16 protein-coding genes are annotated in these 16,972 nt (G+C 71.3%); 5 read left to right on the top strand and 11 right to left on the bottom strand.

Features of this window, described 5'->3' with window-relative positions:
• Positions 1 to 63: 63 nt before the first annotated feature.
• Both ACIRPU_RS22090 and ACIRPU_RS22085 read right to left on the bottom strand, forming a co-directional pair.
• Positions 64 to 651 (bottom strand): sigma-70 family RNA polymerase sigma factor, encoded by a 588-nt coding sequence (locus tag ACIRPU_RS22090; protein WP_028807228.1) that lies wholly within the window; start codon positions 649 to 651, stop codon positions 64 to 66.
• A 481-nt stretch (positions 652 to 1,132) separates the two neighbouring features.
• Positions 1,133 to 1,744: a response regulator transcription factor gene (locus ACIRPU_RS22085; RefSeq protein WP_003948568.1), complete on the bottom strand. Its 612-nt coding sequence runs from the start codon at positions 1,742 to 1,744 to the stop codon at positions 1,133 to 1,135.
• Positions 1,745 to 2,123: 379 nt separating this feature from the next.
• Between ACIRPU_RS22085 and ACIRPU_RS22080 the strand changes: the two genes are divergently transcribed.
• On the top strand, positions 2,124 to 2,453 hold the full coding sequence (locus ACIRPU_RS22080; RefSeq protein ID WP_020132152.1) for a WhiB family transcriptional regulator: 330 nt from the start codon (positions 2,124 to 2,126) through the stop codon (positions 2,451 to 2,453).
• Positions 2,454 to 2,536: 83 nt separating this feature from the next.
• Here ACIRPU_RS22080 and ACIRPU_RS22075 read toward each other — a convergent pair whose 3' ends face one another.
• Positions 2,537 to 3,472, bottom strand: a complete 936-nt coding sequence (locus tag ACIRPU_RS22075) for a LysR family transcriptional regulator (RefSeq protein ID WP_403869739.1) — start codon at positions 3,470 to 3,472, stop codon at positions 2,537 to 2,539.
• Positions 3,473 to 3,552: 80 nt separating this feature from the next.
• Between ACIRPU_RS22075 and ACIRPU_RS22070 the strand changes: the two genes are divergently transcribed.
• The 3 genes from ACIRPU_RS22070 (at position 3,553) to ACIRPU_RS22060 (ending at position 5,949) form a co-directional block, all read left to right on the top strand.
• On the top strand, positions 3,553 to 4,257 hold the full coding sequence (locus tag ACIRPU_RS22070) for an MOSC domain-containing protein (protein WP_403869736.1): 705 nt from the start codon (positions 3,553 to 3,555) through the stop codon (positions 4,255 to 4,257).
• Positions 4,258 to 4,378: 121 nt separating this feature from the next.
• Complete coding sequence (locus ACIRPU_RS22065; protein WP_314224700.1) at positions 4,379 to 5,152, top strand: SDR family oxidoreductase; 774 nt, start codon at positions 4,379 to 4,381, stop codon at positions 5,150 to 5,152.
• An 89-nt stretch (positions 5,153 to 5,241) separates the two neighbouring features.
• Positions 5,242 to 5,949 (top strand): ester cyclase, encoded by a 708-nt coding sequence (locus tag ACIRPU_RS22060; RefSeq protein WP_403869733.1) that lies wholly within the window; start codon positions 5,242 to 5,244, stop codon positions 5,947 to 5,949.
• A 107-nt stretch (positions 5,950 to 6,056) separates the two neighbouring features.
• Here the strand turns inward: ACIRPU_RS22060 and groL are convergent, their stop codons facing one another.
• From groL to ACIRPU_RS22040, 4 genes are all read right to left on the bottom strand, one after another.
• Positions 6,057 to 7,682, bottom strand: a complete 1,626-nt coding sequence (gene groL, locus ACIRPU_RS22055; protein WP_384110880.1) for a chaperonin GroEL — start codon at positions 7,680 to 7,682, stop codon at positions 6,057 to 6,059.
• Between the two features lie 110 nt (positions 7,683 to 7,792).
• The gene (gene groES, locus ACIRPU_RS22050) at positions 7,793 to 8,101 is read right to left on the bottom strand and encodes a co-chaperone GroES (protein ID WP_020132158.1); all 309 of its coding nucleotides are present in this window, start codon (positions 8,099 to 8,101) and stop codon (positions 7,793 to 7,795) included.
• A 379-nt stretch (positions 8,102 to 8,480) separates the two neighbouring features.
• Positions 8,481 to 9,305, bottom strand: a complete 825-nt coding sequence (locus ACIRPU_RS22045; RefSeq protein ID WP_403869730.1) for a polysaccharide deacetylase family protein — start codon at positions 9,303 to 9,305, stop codon at positions 8,481 to 8,483.
• Positions 9,302 to 10,195 (bottom strand): polysaccharide deacetylase family protein, encoded by an 894-nt coding sequence (locus ACIRPU_RS22040; protein WP_403870115.1) that lies wholly within the window; start codon positions 10,193 to 10,195, stop codon positions 9,302 to 9,304. Before ACIRPU_RS22040 ends, ACIRPU_RS22045 begins: the two co-directional genes overlap by 4 nt.
• 320 nt (positions 10,196 to 10,515) lie before the next feature.
• Between ACIRPU_RS22040 and ACIRPU_RS22035 the strand changes: the two genes are divergently transcribed.
• A complete protein-coding gene (locus tag ACIRPU_RS22035) occupies positions 10,516 to 11,712 on the top strand; it encodes a methyltransferase domain-containing protein (protein ID WP_403869727.1) in 1,197 nt (398 codons plus the stop codon).
• On the opposite strand, the gene ACIRPU_RS22030 is transcribed toward ACIRPU_RS22035, so the two are convergent.
• The 4 genes from ACIRPU_RS22030 to ACIRPU_RS22015 all read right to left on the bottom strand — a co-directional run bounded on the left by ACIRPU_RS22030 (position 11,690) and on the right by ACIRPU_RS22015 (position 16,933).
• Positions 11,690 to 13,741 (bottom strand): cell wall-binding repeat-containing protein, encoded by a 2,052-nt coding sequence (locus ACIRPU_RS22030; RefSeq protein WP_403869724.1) that lies wholly within the window; start codon positions 13,739 to 13,741, stop codon positions 11,690 to 11,692. The two genes, ACIRPU_RS22035 and ACIRPU_RS22030, sit on opposite strands and share 23 nt — an antisense overlap.
• 214 nt (positions 13,742 to 13,955) lie before the next feature.
• Positions 13,956 to 15,257 carry an RNA polymerase sigma factor gene (locus ACIRPU_RS22025; protein ID WP_403869721.1) on the bottom strand — a complete coding sequence of 434 codons (1,302 nt, stop codon included), beginning with the start codon at positions 15,255 to 15,257 and terminating at the stop codon, positions 13,956 to 13,958.
• A 114-nt stretch (positions 15,258 to 15,371) separates the two neighbouring features.
• A complete protein-coding gene (locus tag ACIRPU_RS22020) occupies positions 15,372 to 15,728 on the bottom strand; it encodes a YciI family protein (protein ID WP_020132164.1) in 357 nt (118 codons plus the stop codon).
• A 149-nt stretch (positions 15,729 to 15,877) separates the two neighbouring features.
• Positions 15,878 to 16,933 carry an LCP family protein gene (locus ACIRPU_RS22015; protein ID WP_403869718.1) on the bottom strand — a complete coding sequence of 352 codons (1,056 nt, stop codon included), beginning with the start codon at positions 16,931 to 16,933 and terminating at the stop codon, positions 15,878 to 15,880.
• Between the last annotated feature and the right edge of the window lie 39 nt (positions 16,934 to 16,972).

Here is a 16,972-nt window from a genome sequence, read left to right as displayed (position 1 = left end):
GCTTCGTATGTTCGTACGGAAACGGTCGGCGCCCTGTTCAGCGACGCCCGTCCGAAGGGGCTGCTACTGCTCGGCGAGCGCCCGCAGCCTGCTCAGGGCCCGGTGCTGGGCCACGCGGACCGCCCCGGGTGACATTCCCAACATCTGCCCGGTCTCCTCGGCCGTGAGGCCCACCGCGATGCGCAGCAGGAGCAGTTCCCGCTGGTTCTCGGGCAGGTTGGCCATGAGCTTCTTGGCCCACTCCGCGTCACTGCTGAGCAGGGCGCGCTCCTCGGGGCCGAGTGAGTCGTCCGGCCGCTCGGGCATCTCGTCGGAGGGGACCGCCGTCGAGCCCGGGTGGCGCATCGCGGCGCGCTGGAGGTCGGCGACCTTGTGCGCGGCGATGGCGAAGACGAAGGCCTCGAAGGGCCTGCCGGTGTCCCGGTAACGGGGCAGGGCGAGGAGAACCGCGACGCAGACCTCCTGGGCGAGGTCCTCCACGAAGTGGCGCGCGTCGCCGGGCAGCCGGGACAGCCGGGTGCGGCAGTAGCGCAGCGCCAAGGGGTGGACATGGGCCAGCAGGTCATGAGTGGCCTGCTCGTCGCCGTCCACAGCGCGATGGACGAGTGACCCGATCGTCCCCACGGCAGTGACCGCCTCGTCATCGCGCATCGGTCCATGGTGCACTGCGGCCGGACCGGCCGCGGCACCGTGCCCGTCGTTGTGCACCGAAGCGTTATGAGCAGGTGCGCCGGAACTCATCCGCTGCGCCCTCCCCTCCCGCTCGACCGACTCGTCCCCGAGGAACTCCACAACTCAAGGATGCGGCATCCGCGGCGAAACAAGCAGCGGGCATCCCGCGGGAGCCTGCGCCACTCCCGCCCGCCGTGCGGTGGGAGGGGGCGTCGCCCGACCTCCACACCACGTCTGAGCAGGGAGGTTCGCCCATGACCCGCTCCCCTCGCTGAATGACGGATGTCACCCGAACCCGGTCGGAACCACCGCCCGGCCGGGGCCCGTCCCGCTCCGGACCGGCCCTGGCCCCGCCCCGCTCCGGACCGCTCCCGGGCCCGTGGGGACGGGCGGCAGGAACGGGCGGCGGGGACGGGCAAGGGGGACCTGACAGGCGGGACCTGACAGGCGGGACCGGCTCCTAACGGACCAGGCCCCACCGGAAGCCGAGCGCCACCGCGTGCGCGCGGTCCGAGGCGCCGAGCTTCTTGAAGAGCCGGCGGGCGTGCGTCTTGACCGTGTCCTCGGAGAGGAACAGCTCACGGCCGATCTCCGCGTTGGAGCGGCCGTGGCTCATCCCCTCGAGGACCTGGATCTCACGCGCGGTGAGCGTGGGCGCGGCGCCCATCTCGGCCGAGCGCAGCCGGCGCGGGGCGAGCCGCCAGGTCGGGTCGGCGAGCGCCTGTGTGACGGTCGCGCGCAGTTCCGCACGCGAGGCGTCCTTGTGCAGATAGCCGCGGGCGCCGGCGGCCACCGCGAGGGCGACGCCGTCGAGGTCCTCGGCGACGGTCAGCATGATGATGCGGGCTCCGGGGTCGGCCGACAACAGCCGCCGTACGGTCTCGACGCCGCCCAGTCCGGGCATGCGTACGTCCATCAGAATCAGGTCCGAGCGGTCGGCACCCCAGCGGCGGAGGACTTCCTCGCCGTTGGCCGCCGTCGTCACGCGCTCGACGCCGGGCACGGTCGCGACCGCGCGGCGGAGCGCCTCTCGGGCAAGCGGGGAGTCGTCGCAGACGAGGACGGATGTCATGGCCGCCCTCCGCAGCTGATGCGCGTCACCTTGTGCCTCCAGGCTGTTACGAATCGTCACCTGTGCGGTCGACCGTCTCGGACGCCTGCCCGAGCGTTTGTGTTTTCAACCGCCACCGCACTCTCAACGACGGTCACTCGAAAGAGTTACGGGGCCGCATGCATTCTTCGGCACTCTACGTGAGGGGGCGGATACAGAGGAGGCAACCACACGGACCCTCAAGCTTTCATCACAAGCAGTGCCCCATTCGGCCCTATTTCTTCCCTTTTACTGGTGTCTGAGGCTAGATTCGCAATGAGTCATATTTTCATCTCCTTAGATCGTAGTTGTACGGTCGTGGGCACCGTATCCGCTCTGAACGGCTACAAGGGGTCACGCAATGGCAGATTTCTCCCGCCTTCCCGGACCGAACGCGGACCTGTGGGACTGGCAGCTCCTGGCTGCCTGCCGCGGGGTGGACAGTTCGCTCTTCTTCCATCCGGAGGGTGAGCGCGGGGCGGCTCGGAGCGCTCGAGAGAACTCGGCCAAGGAGGTCTGCATGAGGTGCCCGGTCCGCGCCCAGTGCGCGGCGCACGCGCTGGCGGTACGCGAGCCGTACGGCGTGTGGGGCGGGTTGACCGAGGACGAGCGCGAGGAGCTGATGGGCCGGGCGCGCAATCGCCTGGTCTCGGCGTCGTCGGGCGCGAGAGACGCTTCCTCGAACACATGAAGGAACGTTTCTGCAAAGCGCGGTGAAGCAGCGGTCCCGAAAAAAGCGGCGGGCACACGTGTGCCCGCCGCTTTCGACTGCCGTCAGCCGATGCGCGCCGCCGCCCGCCCCAGCTGCTCCAGCGTGGCCGACACCGCGGGCACCTGGGCCAGGTCGGGCAGGGTGAGCGCGACGATCTCCCGCCGCACTGCCGGTTCCAGTGTCACCGCGCGGGCGCCACGCGGTCGGACGGACTCGATCGCGAGCTGGGGCAGCACCGCGACGCCGAGTCCCGCGCCCACCAGACCGACCACGGCCGGATAGTCGTCGGTCGCGAAGTCGATGCGGGGCGTGAAGCCCGCGCTCTCGCACACCTGGACCAGCTGGCCGCGGCAGCGCGGACAGCCGGCGATCCACGGCTCGTCGGCGAGGTCGCCGATGGCGACGGACCCCGAGGGCCCCGTGCGCGCGAGGCGGTGCCGTTCGGGGACGAGGGCGACCAGCCGGTCCGTCAGCAGCGGCCGTACGACCAGGTCGTCCCATTCGCCTTCGCCCGCCTGCTCGGCGTCGCCTGCGCCCGTCGCGCGTTCGTAGCGGAAGGCGAGCGCGATGTCGCAGTCGCCCTCGCGGAGCAGCTCGACCGACTTCGGCGGCTCGGCCTCCTCCAGGGAGACCCGGGTGCCGGGGTGGGCCGCGCGCAGGGCGGCGAGGGCGGTGGGGACGAGGGTGGAGCTGCCGCTGGGGAAGGACACCAGCCGGACCCGGCCGGCGCGCAGCCCCGCGATGGCGGCGACCTCCTCCTCGGCGGCGGTCAATCCGGACAGGATGCCGACCGCGTGCCGGACCAGTGCCTCGCCCGCCTGGGTCAGTCGCATCTCGCGTCCGCTGCGGATCAGCAGGGGAGTGCCGACGGACGCCTCCAGGGCCTTCATCTGCTGGCTGACGGCGGGCTGGGTGCAGCCCAGTTCGCGCCCGGCCGCCGAGAAGGAGCCGGTGGCGGCCACGGCGCGCAGGACGCGGAGATGACGGGCCTCGATCATTCTCCGAGCATAAGGGAGCCTTGGGCAGCCGGGCGAATAATGCGTCGACACTTTGACCTCCGGGCTCGTACCGTGCCGCTATGAGGCTTCTGTCTGTCAATCTGGGCCGCCCGAAGGCCGTGCCGTACACCGACCAGCCGCAAGGCCTGACCGGGATCGACAAGCGGCCGGTCGAGGGGCCCGTGCGGGTCGCGGCGCCCGGCCCCAAGGGCGTCGGGGCGAGCGGGCTGGCCGGGGACGCGGTGTGCCACCTGCGTCACCACGGCGGGGACGACCAGGCGGTGTACGCCGTCGCGCGCGAGGACCTCGACGACTGGGAGCGCGAGCTGGGGCGCACGCTGGCCGACGGCGCGTTCGGCGAGAACCTCACCACCGCGGGTCTCGACGTATCCGGCGCGCTGATCGGCGAACGCTGGCAGATCGGTCCTGACGTGGTGCTGGAGGTGACCGCCGGGCGGATACCGTGCCGCACCTTCCAGGGCCATGTCGGCGAGGAGCGGTGGGTGCGGCGGTTCACCGAGAAGGCGGCCACGGGCGCGTATCTGCGGGTCGTCGTGCCGGGTGAGATCCGCGCGGGGGACCCGGTGCGGATCGTCCACCTGCCGGAGCACGAGGTGACGGCCAGGATGCAGTTCCAGGCGGTCACCACGCACCGGGAGCTGCTGCCCCGGCTGCTCGCGGCGGGCGAGGCGCTGCACTCGGAATCGCTGGCGGCGGCCCGGGAGTACGTGGCGAAGTACGCGGACCGGGCCGGGGAGAAGTACGGGGAGAGGCAAGGGGGCTGAGTCGGCGTCACGGGAGCGGGCGCGGGACGCGCGTGCGCGGGGCATGCGCACGCGGTCTTCACCTTCGGGAGGCCACGTGCAGAGAACGGACGCCCGTAGTCCGGGTCACTAATCTTCTGCCATGACAACGGCTCTGATTACGGGTTCGACCGCGGGCATCGGCGCCGCGTTCGCGCGCAGACTGGCGGCGGACGGGCATGATCTCGTCCTCGTGGCACGGGACATCAAGCGGCTGCGCGAGCAGGCGACCGAGTTGCACGACCGGCACGGCATCGAGGCGGAGGTGCTGACGGCCGACCTCGCCACGGACGAGGGCATCGAGGCGGTGGCGGCCCGGCTCGGTGACCGCAAGAACCCCGTCGACCTGCTGATCAACAACGCCGGCTTCGGCAACAAGGGCCGCTACCTCGACGTCTCCATGGCCGACGAGCTGAAGATGCTCAAGGTGCACTGCGAGGCCGTGCTGCGGCTGACGTCCGCGGCGACGGCGGCGATGCGCGAGCGCGGACGCGGCGGTGTCGTCAACGTGGCCTCGGTGGCGGCCTTCGTGCCGCGCGGGACGTACGGGGCGTCCAAGGCGTGGGTCGTGCAGTTCACCCAGGGCGCGGCGAAGGACCTGGCGGGCAGCGGGGTGCGGCTGATGGCGCTGTGCCCGGGGTTCGTGCGCACGGAGTTCCACGAGCGGGCCGGAATGGGCACGGACAACATCCCGGGCTGGATGTGGCTGGACGCGGACAAGCTGGTCGCGGCGGCGCTGCACGACCTGGCGCGCGGGAAGTCGCTGTCGATCCCCGACCCGCGCTACAAGGCGCTGATGGGCCTGGTGAAGGTGACGCCCCGCTCGCTGCTGGGTGGAATCAGCTCGAGGACGGGCCGGAAGTACGGACCTCAGTAGCGGGCCCGGCGATGGGCGGGTGGCGTCGGCGCTCCAGTGGGAAAATGGGCGTGACAGGGACCGGACCCAGGGGGGCCGGAGGCGGCGTCATGACGTTCGTACAGCTCATCGACTGCAAGACCAGCCGGTTCGACGAGATGGACCGGCTGATGGACACCTGGGTCGAACAGACCAAGGGCAAGCGGACCGCGTCGCACGCGGTGGTCGGCAAGGACCGCTCCGACGCCTCGCACTTCATAGAGATCGTGGAGTTCCCCTCGTACGAGGAGGCGATGCGGAACTCGAACCTGCCGGAGACCGACAAGGTCTTCCGGGAGCTGGTGGCCCTGTGCGACGAGATGCCGACCTTCACGGATCTCGACGTCGTACGGGACGAGCAGCTGTACGCCGCGACGGCGCGGCGGTTCTTCGAGACGATCGGCACACGGGGCGAGCTGCCGGCGCTGGACTCTCTGATGGCCGAGGAGTACCACGACCATGATCCCGCCAACGAGCAGGACACCATCGGGATGGACGCGATGCGCCGGGAGATCGAGATGTGGCGGGGCGGTTTCGACCTCGCCTTCTCGCTCGACGACCAGATCGAGCAGGGCGACCGCGTGTGCAACCGGTGGACCTGGAGCGGCACCCACAAGGGCGACTTCATGGGGATCCCGGCCACCGGGAAGCGGGTCACGATGACCGGCACGACCGTCTTCCGGTGCCGGGAGGACGGGAAGATCGCCGAGGCCTGGTGGCAGTACGACCGGCTGGGGCTGATGGCGCAGCTGGGGGCGCTGGACGGGCTGGAGCGGTAGGAGACGCCGAGGCCCGGCACCCCTTGTCCGTGGGGTGCCGGGCCTCTGCCGTGCCGACGACCTGGGTCGGTGCCTACCGGCCCGGGTCGGTGTACCGACGCGCTGCGTCAGTGGGAGTGACCGTGGCCGTGGCCCGCGGCGGCCGGCTCTTCCTCTTCCTTCTTCTCGACGACCAGGGTCTCGGTCGTCAGGAGGAGGGAGGCGATGGAGGCGGCGTTCTCCAGGGCGGAGCGGGTGACCTTGACCGGGTCGATGACGCCGGCCTTGACCAGGTCGCCGTACTCGCCGGTCGCGGCGTTGAAGCCCTGGCCCTTGTCGAGCTCGGCAACCTTGGAGGTGATGACGTAGCCCTCGAGGCCCGCGTTCTCGGCGATCCAGCGCAGCGGCTCGACGACGGCGCGGCGGACGACGGCGACACCGGTGGCCTCGTCGCCGGTCTTGCCCAGGCCGTCCTCCAGCACCTTGGCGGCGTGGACGAGCGCGGAGCCACCACCGGAGACGATGCCCTCCTCGACCGCGGCGCGGGTCGCGGAGATGGCGTCCTCCAGACGGTGCTTCTTCTCCTTCAGCTCCACCTCGGTGGCGGCGCCGACCTTGATGACGCACACGCCGCCGGCCAGCTTCGCGAGGCGCTCCTGGAGCTTCTCGCGGTCCCAGTCGGAGTCGGTGTTCTCGATCTCGGCCTTGATCTGGCCGACGCGGCCCTGGACCTCGGAGGAGTCGCCGGCACCGTCGACGACCGTGGTGTCGTCCTTGGTGACGGTGACGCGGCGGGCGGAGCCGAGCACGTCCACGCCGACCTGGTCGAGCTTGAGGCCGACCTCTTCGGAGATGACGGTGGCGCCGGTGAGGACCGCCAGGTCCTGGAGCATCGCCTTGCGACGGTCACCGAAGCCGGGGGCCTTGACGGCGACCGCGTTGAAGGTGCCGCGGATCTTGTTCACGACCAGGGTCGACAGGGCCTCGCCCTCGAGGTCCTCGGCGATGATCAGCAGCGGGCGGGAGGAGTTGGTCTGGATGACCTTCTCCAGCAGCGGCAGCAGGTCTCCGATGGAGGAGATCTTGCCCTGGTTGATGAGGATGTAGGGGTCCTCGAGCACGGCCTCCATGCGCTCCTGGTCCGTCACGAAGTACGGCGACAGGTAGCCCTTGTCGAAGGCCATGCCCTCGGTGAAGTCCAGCTCCAGGCCGAAGGTGTTGGACTCCTCGACGGTGATGACACCGTCCTTGCCGACCTTGTCCATCGCCTCGGCGATGAGCTCGCCGACCTGCGTGTCCTGCGCGGACAGCGCGGCGACGGCGGCGATGTCGGCCTTGTCCTCGATCGGACGGGCGGTGGCGAGGAGCTCCTCGGACACGGCCTTGACGGCGGCGTCGATGCCCTTCTTCAGGGCGGCCGGGGAGGCGCCCGCGGCAACGTTCCTCAGACCCTCGCGTACCAGCGCCTGGGCGAGCACGGTGGCGGTGGTCGTACCGTCACCCGCGATGTCGTTGGTCTTGGTCGCCACCTCCTTCACCAGCTGGGCACCGAGGTTCTCGTACGGGTCGTCGAGCTCGACCTCGCGGGCGATCGTGACACCGTCGTTGGTGATGGTGGGGGCGCCGAACTTCTTGTCGATGACGACGTTGCGGCCCTTGGGGCCGATCGTCACCTTGACCGTGTCGGCAAGCTTGTTGACGCCGCGCTCGAGGGCGCGACGGGCGTCCTCGTCGAACTTCAGGATCTTCGCCATGGGAGCGGTCAGCCCTCTCGGAAAACGTGGGAGAAACGAACTGCGCCCCCAGCTCCCGGCTTCACAAAGACGCGGGGCCAGGAGCGCAGTTCACTGCAAAACTGGGTGAATTACTTCTCGATGATCGCGAGCACGTCGCGAGCCGAGAGGACGAGGTACTCCTCGCCGTTGTACTTCACCTCGGTACCGCCGTACTTGCTGTACAGGACGACGTCGCCGACCTTGACGTCGAGCGGCAGGCGCTCGCCGTTCTCGAAGCGACCCGGGCCCACAGCGAGGACAGCCCCCTCCTGGGGCTTCTCCTTCGCGGTGTCCGGGATGACCAGGCCAGAGGCGGTGGTCTGCTCGGCGTCGAGCGGCTGGACCACAATGCGGTCCTCGAGCGGCTTGATGGCAACCTTGGAGCTGGTGGTCGTCACGATCCGACCTCCCCCTTCGGAGATCTCACGGGGCTAACTGTCTGAGGTGGCGACCAGGTGGATCCGTCGTCGCGGGTGCCGGACCTGCCCGTCGCGTGTTGGCACTCTCCAGTGGGGAGTGCCAGAACTGAGACTATGACCGTGATTAGCACTCGGTCAAGCGGAGTGCCAATGAGTGCGGCGCGTCGGCCGGATTTCGAGCGGGGGTGAGAGGCCCTGTCGCCGTGTGTCGGTGTGGTCCCGCGCGCTGGGGGCTGCCGCCTCCAGGCCCCCGCCGTCGGCCCTGAAGGGGCCTCGTCCTCGAACGCCGGACGGGCTGAAAAACAGACCCCCGGCCGGTACTGGAAGGTTCCCCCGGCAGTGGGGCCCTCGGGGGTTCTCAGACGTAGTCCTCCAATCTGGCCACCGTCAGGCCCTGCTCCTGTACGCGTCGCAGCAGGCTCGTCGTCCGTTGTCTCAGGCCCGGGCCCGTCGACTCGTCCGGGGCCACGGCGATGATGTCGCCGGGGTGGAGGCGGTGGGGGCCGTAGGTGTAGGTGAGGTCGGTGGGGCCCATCGCCGCGCGCCAGAGGACGATGGCCGCGATGCCGCAGTCGGCGGCGGCGCGTCGGGTGGTGGTGTCGTAGGCGCCGTAGGGCGGGCGGAAGAGGCGGGGGCGCAGGCCGAAACGGGAGCGGAGCTTGTCCTGCTGGCCGCAGATCTCGGCGCGCTGGCCGGCGTAGGGCAGGCCGCGCAGGGCCGGGTGGTCCAGGGTGTGGTTCTGGATGTTCGCGCCGACGGACCGGAGGCGGGCGAAGTGGGCGTAGCCCGGGCCCACCACGCTGTCCGTGAGGAACATGCTCACCGGGAGACGCAGTTCGCGGACCATGTCGACGAAACGGGGGTCGCGTTCGGCCCCGTCGTCGTAGGTGAGGAAGACGACCCGGTCGGCGGTCGGGACGTGGTCGACGACCGGCGGGAAGGCCGCTCCGGGACTGCCCGCCAGGGAGCGGGCGGGATGGCGCGGTGCGGGGGCCAGGGGCGCCGTCAGGCCCCAGCGGCGGTAGGCGTCCTGCCCGGCCGGGCCGTGCGGGCGGACCCGGGCGGCGGCCTTCTTGCCGAGCCGTTCGATCGGGTCGACGGACTGGGCGCAGCCCGCCAGGGCCGCCAGTGTCGTGAGGGTCGTCAGGATCAGCAGTACGGTCGGCAGCCCCCGCGTCCTCACAGGTAGTCCTCCAGTCGCGCCACCGCGTACCCCTTCGCCGTGACCTTGTTCAGGAACCGGCGGACCATGTCGGGCATCGTGCCCTTCCAGTCGCCGCGGCCGCGGAAGTGGCTCAGGACGATGTCGCCGGGGTGGAGGTCCTGGTCCCACTCGCGGTACTCCCAGTGGTCGACGAAGACCTCCTCGGCCCAGAGCGGGGCGTAGCGCACGCCGCAGGTCTTCGCGGCGCGCAGGGTGTCCTGGTCGTAGTTGCCGAAGGGCGGCCGGAAGAGGGTGGGGCGCCTGCCGTAGCGCTTCTCGATGACGTCCTGCATGCCGCAGATCTCGCGCTTCTGGCGGGCGTAGGAGAGGGCGGGCAGGTAGGGGTGGTGCAGGGTGTGGTTGTTCAGCCCCACGCCCCGGTCCTGCATCTGCTTGAAGTAGCCGTAGTCGTCCTTGACGAGGTAGTCGCTGAGGAAGGCGGTGTACGGGATCTTCAGCTCGCTCATCATGCGCAGGAACGCCGGGTCCTTCTCGGCGCCGTCGTCGATGGTGAGGAAGACGACCCGGTCTTCGGTCGGGATCGTGGTGAAGACCGGCGGGAGGCCGAGTTCTTCGTGATCGTCGACCTCGAAGCCCTTGCGGGTGGTGATCTCCGGTGGGTGCGCGGGCGGCGCCGGGGGTGTCAACGGGGCCTTCTTCAGGCCCCAGCGCTTCGCCGCGACGACCCGGGCCTGGTGCGCGGCGCGGAGCCTGGAGGCGTACGCGTGCAGGGCGCGGGCGGGCGGCGCCTCGGGGGGCGGCCCCGCCTTCTCGGGCTGCTGGCCCGGCGCGGGGCGCGCCGGGCGGCCGGCGCCCTCGCCGCCTCCCGCGCAGCCCGAGGCGATGGTGGCCAGCGCGAGGACGGCGATGAGGCTCCGGACGCCCACACGACCGCCCACACGACCGTTCACATGCCCGTCCGCACGACCGTTCGCACGCCCGTCCGCACGACCGCCCAGACGACCGTCCGCACGACCGCGCGCCCGTCCGCGCCGACGCGGTGTCCGAGAACAGCCGTGCTTGTCATCATTTTGTACGACAGGTCCCATGGCGCCGGATCCTCGCAGTCACCGCTGCGCAACCCCGTCCGACACCGCCGCCGGAGACACACCGTCCACCGACTGGCCCAAAGAGACCGGCGGCGGCGGGCGGTGACCGTCGCGGCGGGTGGCTGGTCGACAATGAGGTGGTGAACGACCTCGCTCCCCTCCTCTCCGCCGAGGGCCGTGCCCTCCTCGACCTGGTGCGTGGCACCGCTCCCGCCGACGAGCTCGCCGTCGCCACCCGGCTGCGCCGCGCGCACCCCGCCGATCTGGTGTCCGCGGCGCTCGGCCAGGCCCGGCTGCGGCAGCGGGCGGCGGCGAAGTTCGGAGCCGAGGACGCGGAGCGGATGTTCTTCACGCCGAACGGGGTGGAGCAGTCGACACGGGCGAGTGTCGCCGGCCACCGGGCCGACCGGATGAAGGCGCTCGGCGTGACGTCCGTCGCCGACCTGTGCTGCGGGATCGGCGGTGACGCGATCGCGCTCGCCCGGGCCGGGATCCGGGTGCTGGCCGTGGACCGGGACCCGGTCACGGCGGAGGCGGCGCGCGCGAACGCCGACGCGCTGGGGCTGAGCGAGCTGATCGAGGTACGCGAGGCGGACGTCACCGAAGTGGACACCGGCGGCTACGACGCCGTGTTCGTCGATCCGGCGCGCAGGGGAGGCCGCGGCCGTATCTTCGATCCCGAGGCTTACTCGCCGCCCCTGTCGTGGGCCGTCGGCGCCGCCCTCGCCGCCCCGCGCGCCGCCCTGAAGATCGCGCCCGGCGTGCCGCACGAGGCGATCCCGGCCGAGGCCGAGGCCGAGTGGATCTCGGACGGCGGGGACGTGAAGGAGGCGGTGCTCTGGTTCGGCACCGAGCCGGGGGCCGTGCGGGCCACCCTGCTCCCGGGGCCGCGGACGCTGCTCGGCGCCGGGTTGCCCAACCCGGACGTCCGGCCGGTCGGGCGGTATCTGTACGAGCCCGACGGCGCGGTCATCCGGGCCCATCTGGTCGCCGACGTGGCCCGGCAGCTCGACGGCGGGCTGATCGACGAGACCATCGCGTACATCACCGCCGACGGTCTGCGCCCGACCCCGTACGCCACCGCCTACGAGATCACCGACCGGCTGCCGTTCAACGTGAAGAAGTTGAAGGCGCTGCTGCGGGAGCGGGGGGTCGGCATTCTGACCGTGAAGAAGCGGGGGTCGGCGGTGGAGCCGGAGGAGCTGCGGAAGAAGGTGCTGCCCAAGGGGCAGGGGCCGAACTCGGCGACCGTGTTCCTGACGCGGGTGGCGGGGGCGCCGACGATGCTCGTCGGGGCCCCCGCCGGGTCGGCCGTTACTGCCGGTGGAGCGTCTTGAGCGGTGCCAGGTTCGGCTGGGCGCCGACCGCGCCGGGGCGCTGCACGGTGGTGGCCCGGGCGTCGCCGTCGGTGCGCGCGGCGAAGGCGCTCGCCGACGTGCTCGGCGGGATGACGCCGTTGAAGTACGCGCGGTAGTCGACGTAGGCGCTGCCCGCGCCCATCGTGGCGCCCACGGTGTTCAGCGCGGCCGGGGAGATCGAGCTGTTGACGCCGAAGGCCGCCGTGAAGTGGACGCTGGCCGTCTCACGCTGGTAGTAGCTGGTGAGCTCGGGTGACGGGGCTGCGGCGCTGGTGGTCCACAGGAGCGGTCCGAAGACGTTCATCGCCGAGGCCGCCGACACGCCGTCGCGCCAGGAGCCGGAGTAGGCGAGGCCGGTCTGACTCGGCGCGGACCACCAGAACAGGGCGATGGCCACCGAGATCGACGGGTCCGTGGCGCCCGAGATCGGGTAGTACGAGTACGTCGACGGCCAGCGCGAGAAGCTCGAGTGGGTCAGCGCGTACTTCGCCGCCGAACCGACCGTGATGATCATGGTCTTGTCCGGGTTCAGGCTGTTGAGGTACGACTGCACCGACGCGGTCAGCTTGGTGCCGTTGGTGAGTACGACACCGCCCGCGCTGGCGGCGCCGTCGGAGCCGGCCGCGGCCGCAGCCGAGAGCGCCGCGCGGTACTCGGTGCCGCCGGCCAGGAAGACGTACTTGGGGGCGGAGCTGATGGTCTTGCTGACCATCACCGAGGTCGCGTAGCGGTCCGCGCCGGTCAGCCGGACGGGAACGTAGCCGAGCGCCTTCACCTGACTGGCGACCGCGTTGTCGAGGACGGACGTGCTGCCGGTCAGGTACACGGGCAGGCCCGGCTTCAGGATCCGCTTCAGCTCGTTCTTCGTCGTCGAGGACAGCCCGGTCTTCTGGGTCATCAGCACCGGGCCCTCCTTCCGGCCGGCCAGGGCGGGCGCGGTGACGGCGTACGCCGGGTCGTCCTGGTTGACCAGCACCGCGGACTTGGCGTTCATCAGGCCGGGCTCGCTCTGGCCGACGGTGTTCCAGGTCCAGCGGGAGGAGGCGGTGGCGGTGAGATAGGCGTTGGCGCCCCAGACCCGCGCGGTGCTGTTCTTGCGCAGGGGCTGCCAGCTGGGGTTCCCGACGTGGCCGCTCTGCGCCGCGCCGGTGACCGGGGTCAGCTCGCCGCTCGTCGTGTCGACGTACTCGACGGTGTGCACGTCGTCGCTGTTCGGCGAGGTGTGGGCGTCGAGGAGGATCCGCTTGCCGGTGGGCGACCAGGACGGGTCGGCGTACCGGCGCGGGCCGGTGGTGAGCTGCTTGACGTCGGTGCCGTCGGCGTTCGCCGTGAAGATCTGGGGGTTGCCGTCGGCGTCGGCCCGGACGAACGCCAGCTTGGTGCCGTCCGGCGACCAGGCGGGCTGCTCGGCGTCGGCCAGGGCGAGCTTGACCGTCTTCGTCGCGCCGTCGTAGACGTACACGCCGGCACCGGCGTCACAGCTGCCCGAGCGGCGCTCGAAGGCGACCAGGCCCTTGACGTTCACGCTCGGTTCCGAGTCGCAGACGGTGGCCGGTTCGAGGTTCGCCGGCAGCAGCGGTCCGGGCGCCCACGACGCGTCGGAGGGCCCGTAGGCGAGCTGGCCGCCGCTGGCGAAGACGACGTAGCGGCCGCCGTTCCAGAAGGTCAGGTCCTCGTACGGGGCGCTGGAGCGCAGGCCCTGCGCCCACGGCAGGGTGATCTTCTTGGTGCCGTTGGGCAGCACGCTGGAGATCTGGCCGGAGACGCTGACCACGCGGCTTCCGTCGGGTGCCCAGGTGGCGTAGCTCCCCACGTTGGGGATCGTGCTGGTGCTGCCGGTGACGGGGTCGATGAGCAACCCGCCGTCGTTGAGGATCTTGCCTTCGGTGCCCGGCCAGGGCCCGGCGTCGTCGGCGACGGCGCCGGGTGCGGCGGCCAGGGTGCCCGTGGCGGCGAGCGCCGCCACGGTGGCGAGCGCCGCGGCACGGCGGCGCGTGAACAGTCTCAAGTTGTCGACCCCCGGGGATCACATGATGTCGTCGGAGCCGCGTGTGGGCGCGTGGGCCGGGTCGGCGTCGTCCCCCGTCGCCATTTCCCTGGGCCGCACAGTCGCTTCACAGCGGCCGGATCACTCTAGGTCGCCGCCACCACAAAGGGAACGTATTTACGGCCAACAAACGTTCGAAATTACAAGGGCTTTGGATTGCGGGGTTCGAGGTGCTTCAGCCGGGTCGGCTCTCGTCGGCCCGTGCCCGCAGCAGCTCCCGTTCCCGCTCGTTGCCCGTCAGCTCGGCCGCCCGTTCGAACTCGGCCCTCGCCTCCGCCGTCCGGCCCAGCCGCAGCAGCAGGTCGCCGCGGACGCTGGGCAGGAGGTGGTAGTCGCGCAGCGTCGGTTCGGCGACGAGCCCGTCGACGATCTCCAGCGCGGGCCCGGGGCCGTCCGCCATCGACACGGCGACCGCGCGGTTGAGTTCGACGACCGGCGACGGGGACCGGGCGGCCAGCAGTCCGTACAGGGTGGCGATGGCCGACCAGTCGGTGTCCTCGTAGGTGTGGGCGTGCGCGTGGCAGGCGGCCACGGCGGCCTGGAGGGCGTAGGGGCCGGGAGCGCCGGTCGCGGCGGCGCCGGCCCGGTCGAGGGCGGCGATGCCACGGGCGACGAGCATGCGGTTCCAGCGGCGCCGGTCCTGGTCCCTGAGGAGGACGGGCCTGCCGTCGGGGGCGGTGCGGGCGGCCGTGCGGGACGCCTGGAACTCCAGCAGCGAGACCAGACCGTGGACCTCGGGCTCCTTCGGCATCAGGGCCGCCAGTTGCCGGGCCAGCCGCAGCGCGTCCTCGCACAGTGCCGGGCGCAGCCAGTCGTCGCCCGCGGTGGCCGCGTACCCCTCGTTGAAGATGAGGTAGATGACGTCGAGGACCGAGCCGAGCCGGGCCTCGCGGTCGGGTCCGTACGGCACCTCGAAGGCGATGTTCCTGGTGGCCAGGGTCTTCTTGGCGCGGACGATGCGCTGGGCGACGGTCGGTTCGGGGACCAGGAAGGCGCGGGCGATCTCGGGTGTGCTCAGGCCGCCGAGCAGGCGCAGGGTGAGGGCGATGCGGGCCTCGGCGGACAGCACCGGGTGACAGGCGGTGAAGACGAGCCTGAGCAGGTCGTCGTCGATGGCGTCGGGGTCGGCGGGCTCCTCCGGCGGGGCCGTCGGGTCCAGGCCGTGGCCGATCTCCTGGAGCTTGCGGGCGTAGTTCTCCCGGCGGCGGACCAGGTCGACGGCGCGATGCCGGGCGGTGGCGGTGAGCCAGGCGCCGGGGTTGTCCGGCACCCCGTCGCGCGGCCACTGCTCCAGGGCGGCGACCAGCGCGTCCTGCGCCAGCTCCTCCGCGATGCCGACATCCCGGACGACACGGGCGACGGCGGCGATGACACGGGGCGACTCGAGACGAAAGACGGTCTCGATGGCGGTACGGGGATCCAGGGCGGCGCGGGGATCCGGGGCGCTTCGGGGGTTCGAGGCGGGCTGTTGTTCCACAGCCCACCATCGAACACCCCGGCAGTCGTTCAGGCCAAGGAAGGCTCAGGCTCGGCCAGGCTCAGGCTCGGCCAGGCTCAGGCTCGGCCAGGCTCAGGCTCGGCCGGCTCAGGCTCAGCCCTCCGCGATCTCCCGCACCTCACAGGTCACCGTCCAGTGCTCCTCGTGCACCTTCAGGAACCGCTTCGTCCACTCGATGGCCTCGGCCATGTCCTTGCACTGCATGAGCGCGTAGCCGCCGACGACCTCCTTGGACTCGGTGAAGGGGCCGTCGGTGAGGGAGATCTTCCCGCCCTCCCAGTGCGCGCGGACGCCCTGCGCGGACGGGGTGAGTCCGGCGGTGTCGAGCATGACGCCGGCCTTGGTGACCTCCTCGATCAGCTCGCCCATCCGCTGCATCAGCTCGGGGCTGGGGCCCTCGGCGGGGGCGGTGGCCTCGTCGATCTTCACGAGCGACAGGTAGCGGGGCATGGTGACTCCCTCGGGTGCGGTGAGCCGGGTCCTTCCCGGCCTCTCACCCCTTCGTCGAACGGGGGACGGCCGGATCGACACCCTCGCCGGACTTTTTCCGGGGAAAGTTTTCCGGTCGGCGTTTCCGCAGCTCACGCCCCCCTTCGCCCTCACCTCAGCGACTCCCACAGCTCGCTCGCCGCCGGTTCCCGTGCCACCACCCGGTTGGGGTCGGAGGGGGCCGTCACGACGGGCATGGTCACCGTCCTGAGTCCGGCCGCCGAGAGGCCCTTCAGGCTCTGGCCGAGTTCCATCAGCTCGGCGAGGGAGTTCAGGCCGGTGTCCGTGGTGAGGCTGCCGGTGACCGCGTCGGCGACCTGGTAGAGCCGGGTGGGGCTGGTCAGCAGGTCGGTCGAGGCGATCTGCGCCAACAGGGCCTTCACCAGGGTCTGCTGGAGGCCTATCCGACCGAGGTCGCTGCCGTCGCCTATGCCGTGCCGGGTGCGGGCCAGGGCGAGCGCCCGGGTGCCGTCCAGATGGTGGGTGCCGGCCGCGAGGTGCAGATGGCTGTCGTCGTCGTCGATGTCCTCGTCGGTGGTGACGGTGACCCCGCCGAGCGCGTCCACGAGCTTCGCGAAGCCCGAGAAGTCGACCTCGATGTAGTGGTCCATGCGGACGCCGGTGATCGACTCGACCGTCTTCACGGCACAGACGGGACCGCCGACCGAGTAGGCGGTGTTGAACATCGCGCCGTACGCCACCGCCGTCGAACCGCCGTCGGACAGCGGGCAGGAGGGGCGGGTGACGAGGGTGTCGCGCGGGATGCTGACGACGGTGGCCGACGTCCGGCCCGCGTCGATGTGCACGACCATCGCGGTGTCGGAGCGGGCGCCGGAACTGTCACCGCCGCCGAGCGCCTGGTTCTCCTTGCCGCTGCGCGAGTCCGAGCCCAGCACCAGGATGTTGACCGCCTCGGTGGGCAGCGGGGAGGCGGGCGCCGAGCCGGACGGCGCCGGGGTCGTGACCGCCTTCGCGGGGCGTTCGTCGCCGAGCGCGTTGTCGATGTCGACGCTCTTGATGTTGTCGTTGAGGTGCCAGTAGGCCCAGCCCGCCGTCCCGATGCCCACCACCAGGGCGGCGGCCAGTGCGATGCCGGCGGCCTTCAGCACTCTCGACCGCCGGCCCGTCCGTCTGCCCGCGTCGCCCTGCTCCTCGTGTCGCGTCACACACAGGAACGTAAGTCCGAATTATGAGCGGACTGTTAG

This window comes from Streptomyces sp. NPDC102259, from assembly GCF_044766465.1.
GTDB lineage: Bacteria > Actinomycetota > Actinomycetes > Streptomycetales > Streptomycetaceae > Streptomyces.
Note: the sequence above shows the minus strand (reverse complement) of the source record. Positions and strands in the feature narration are given on the sequence as shown.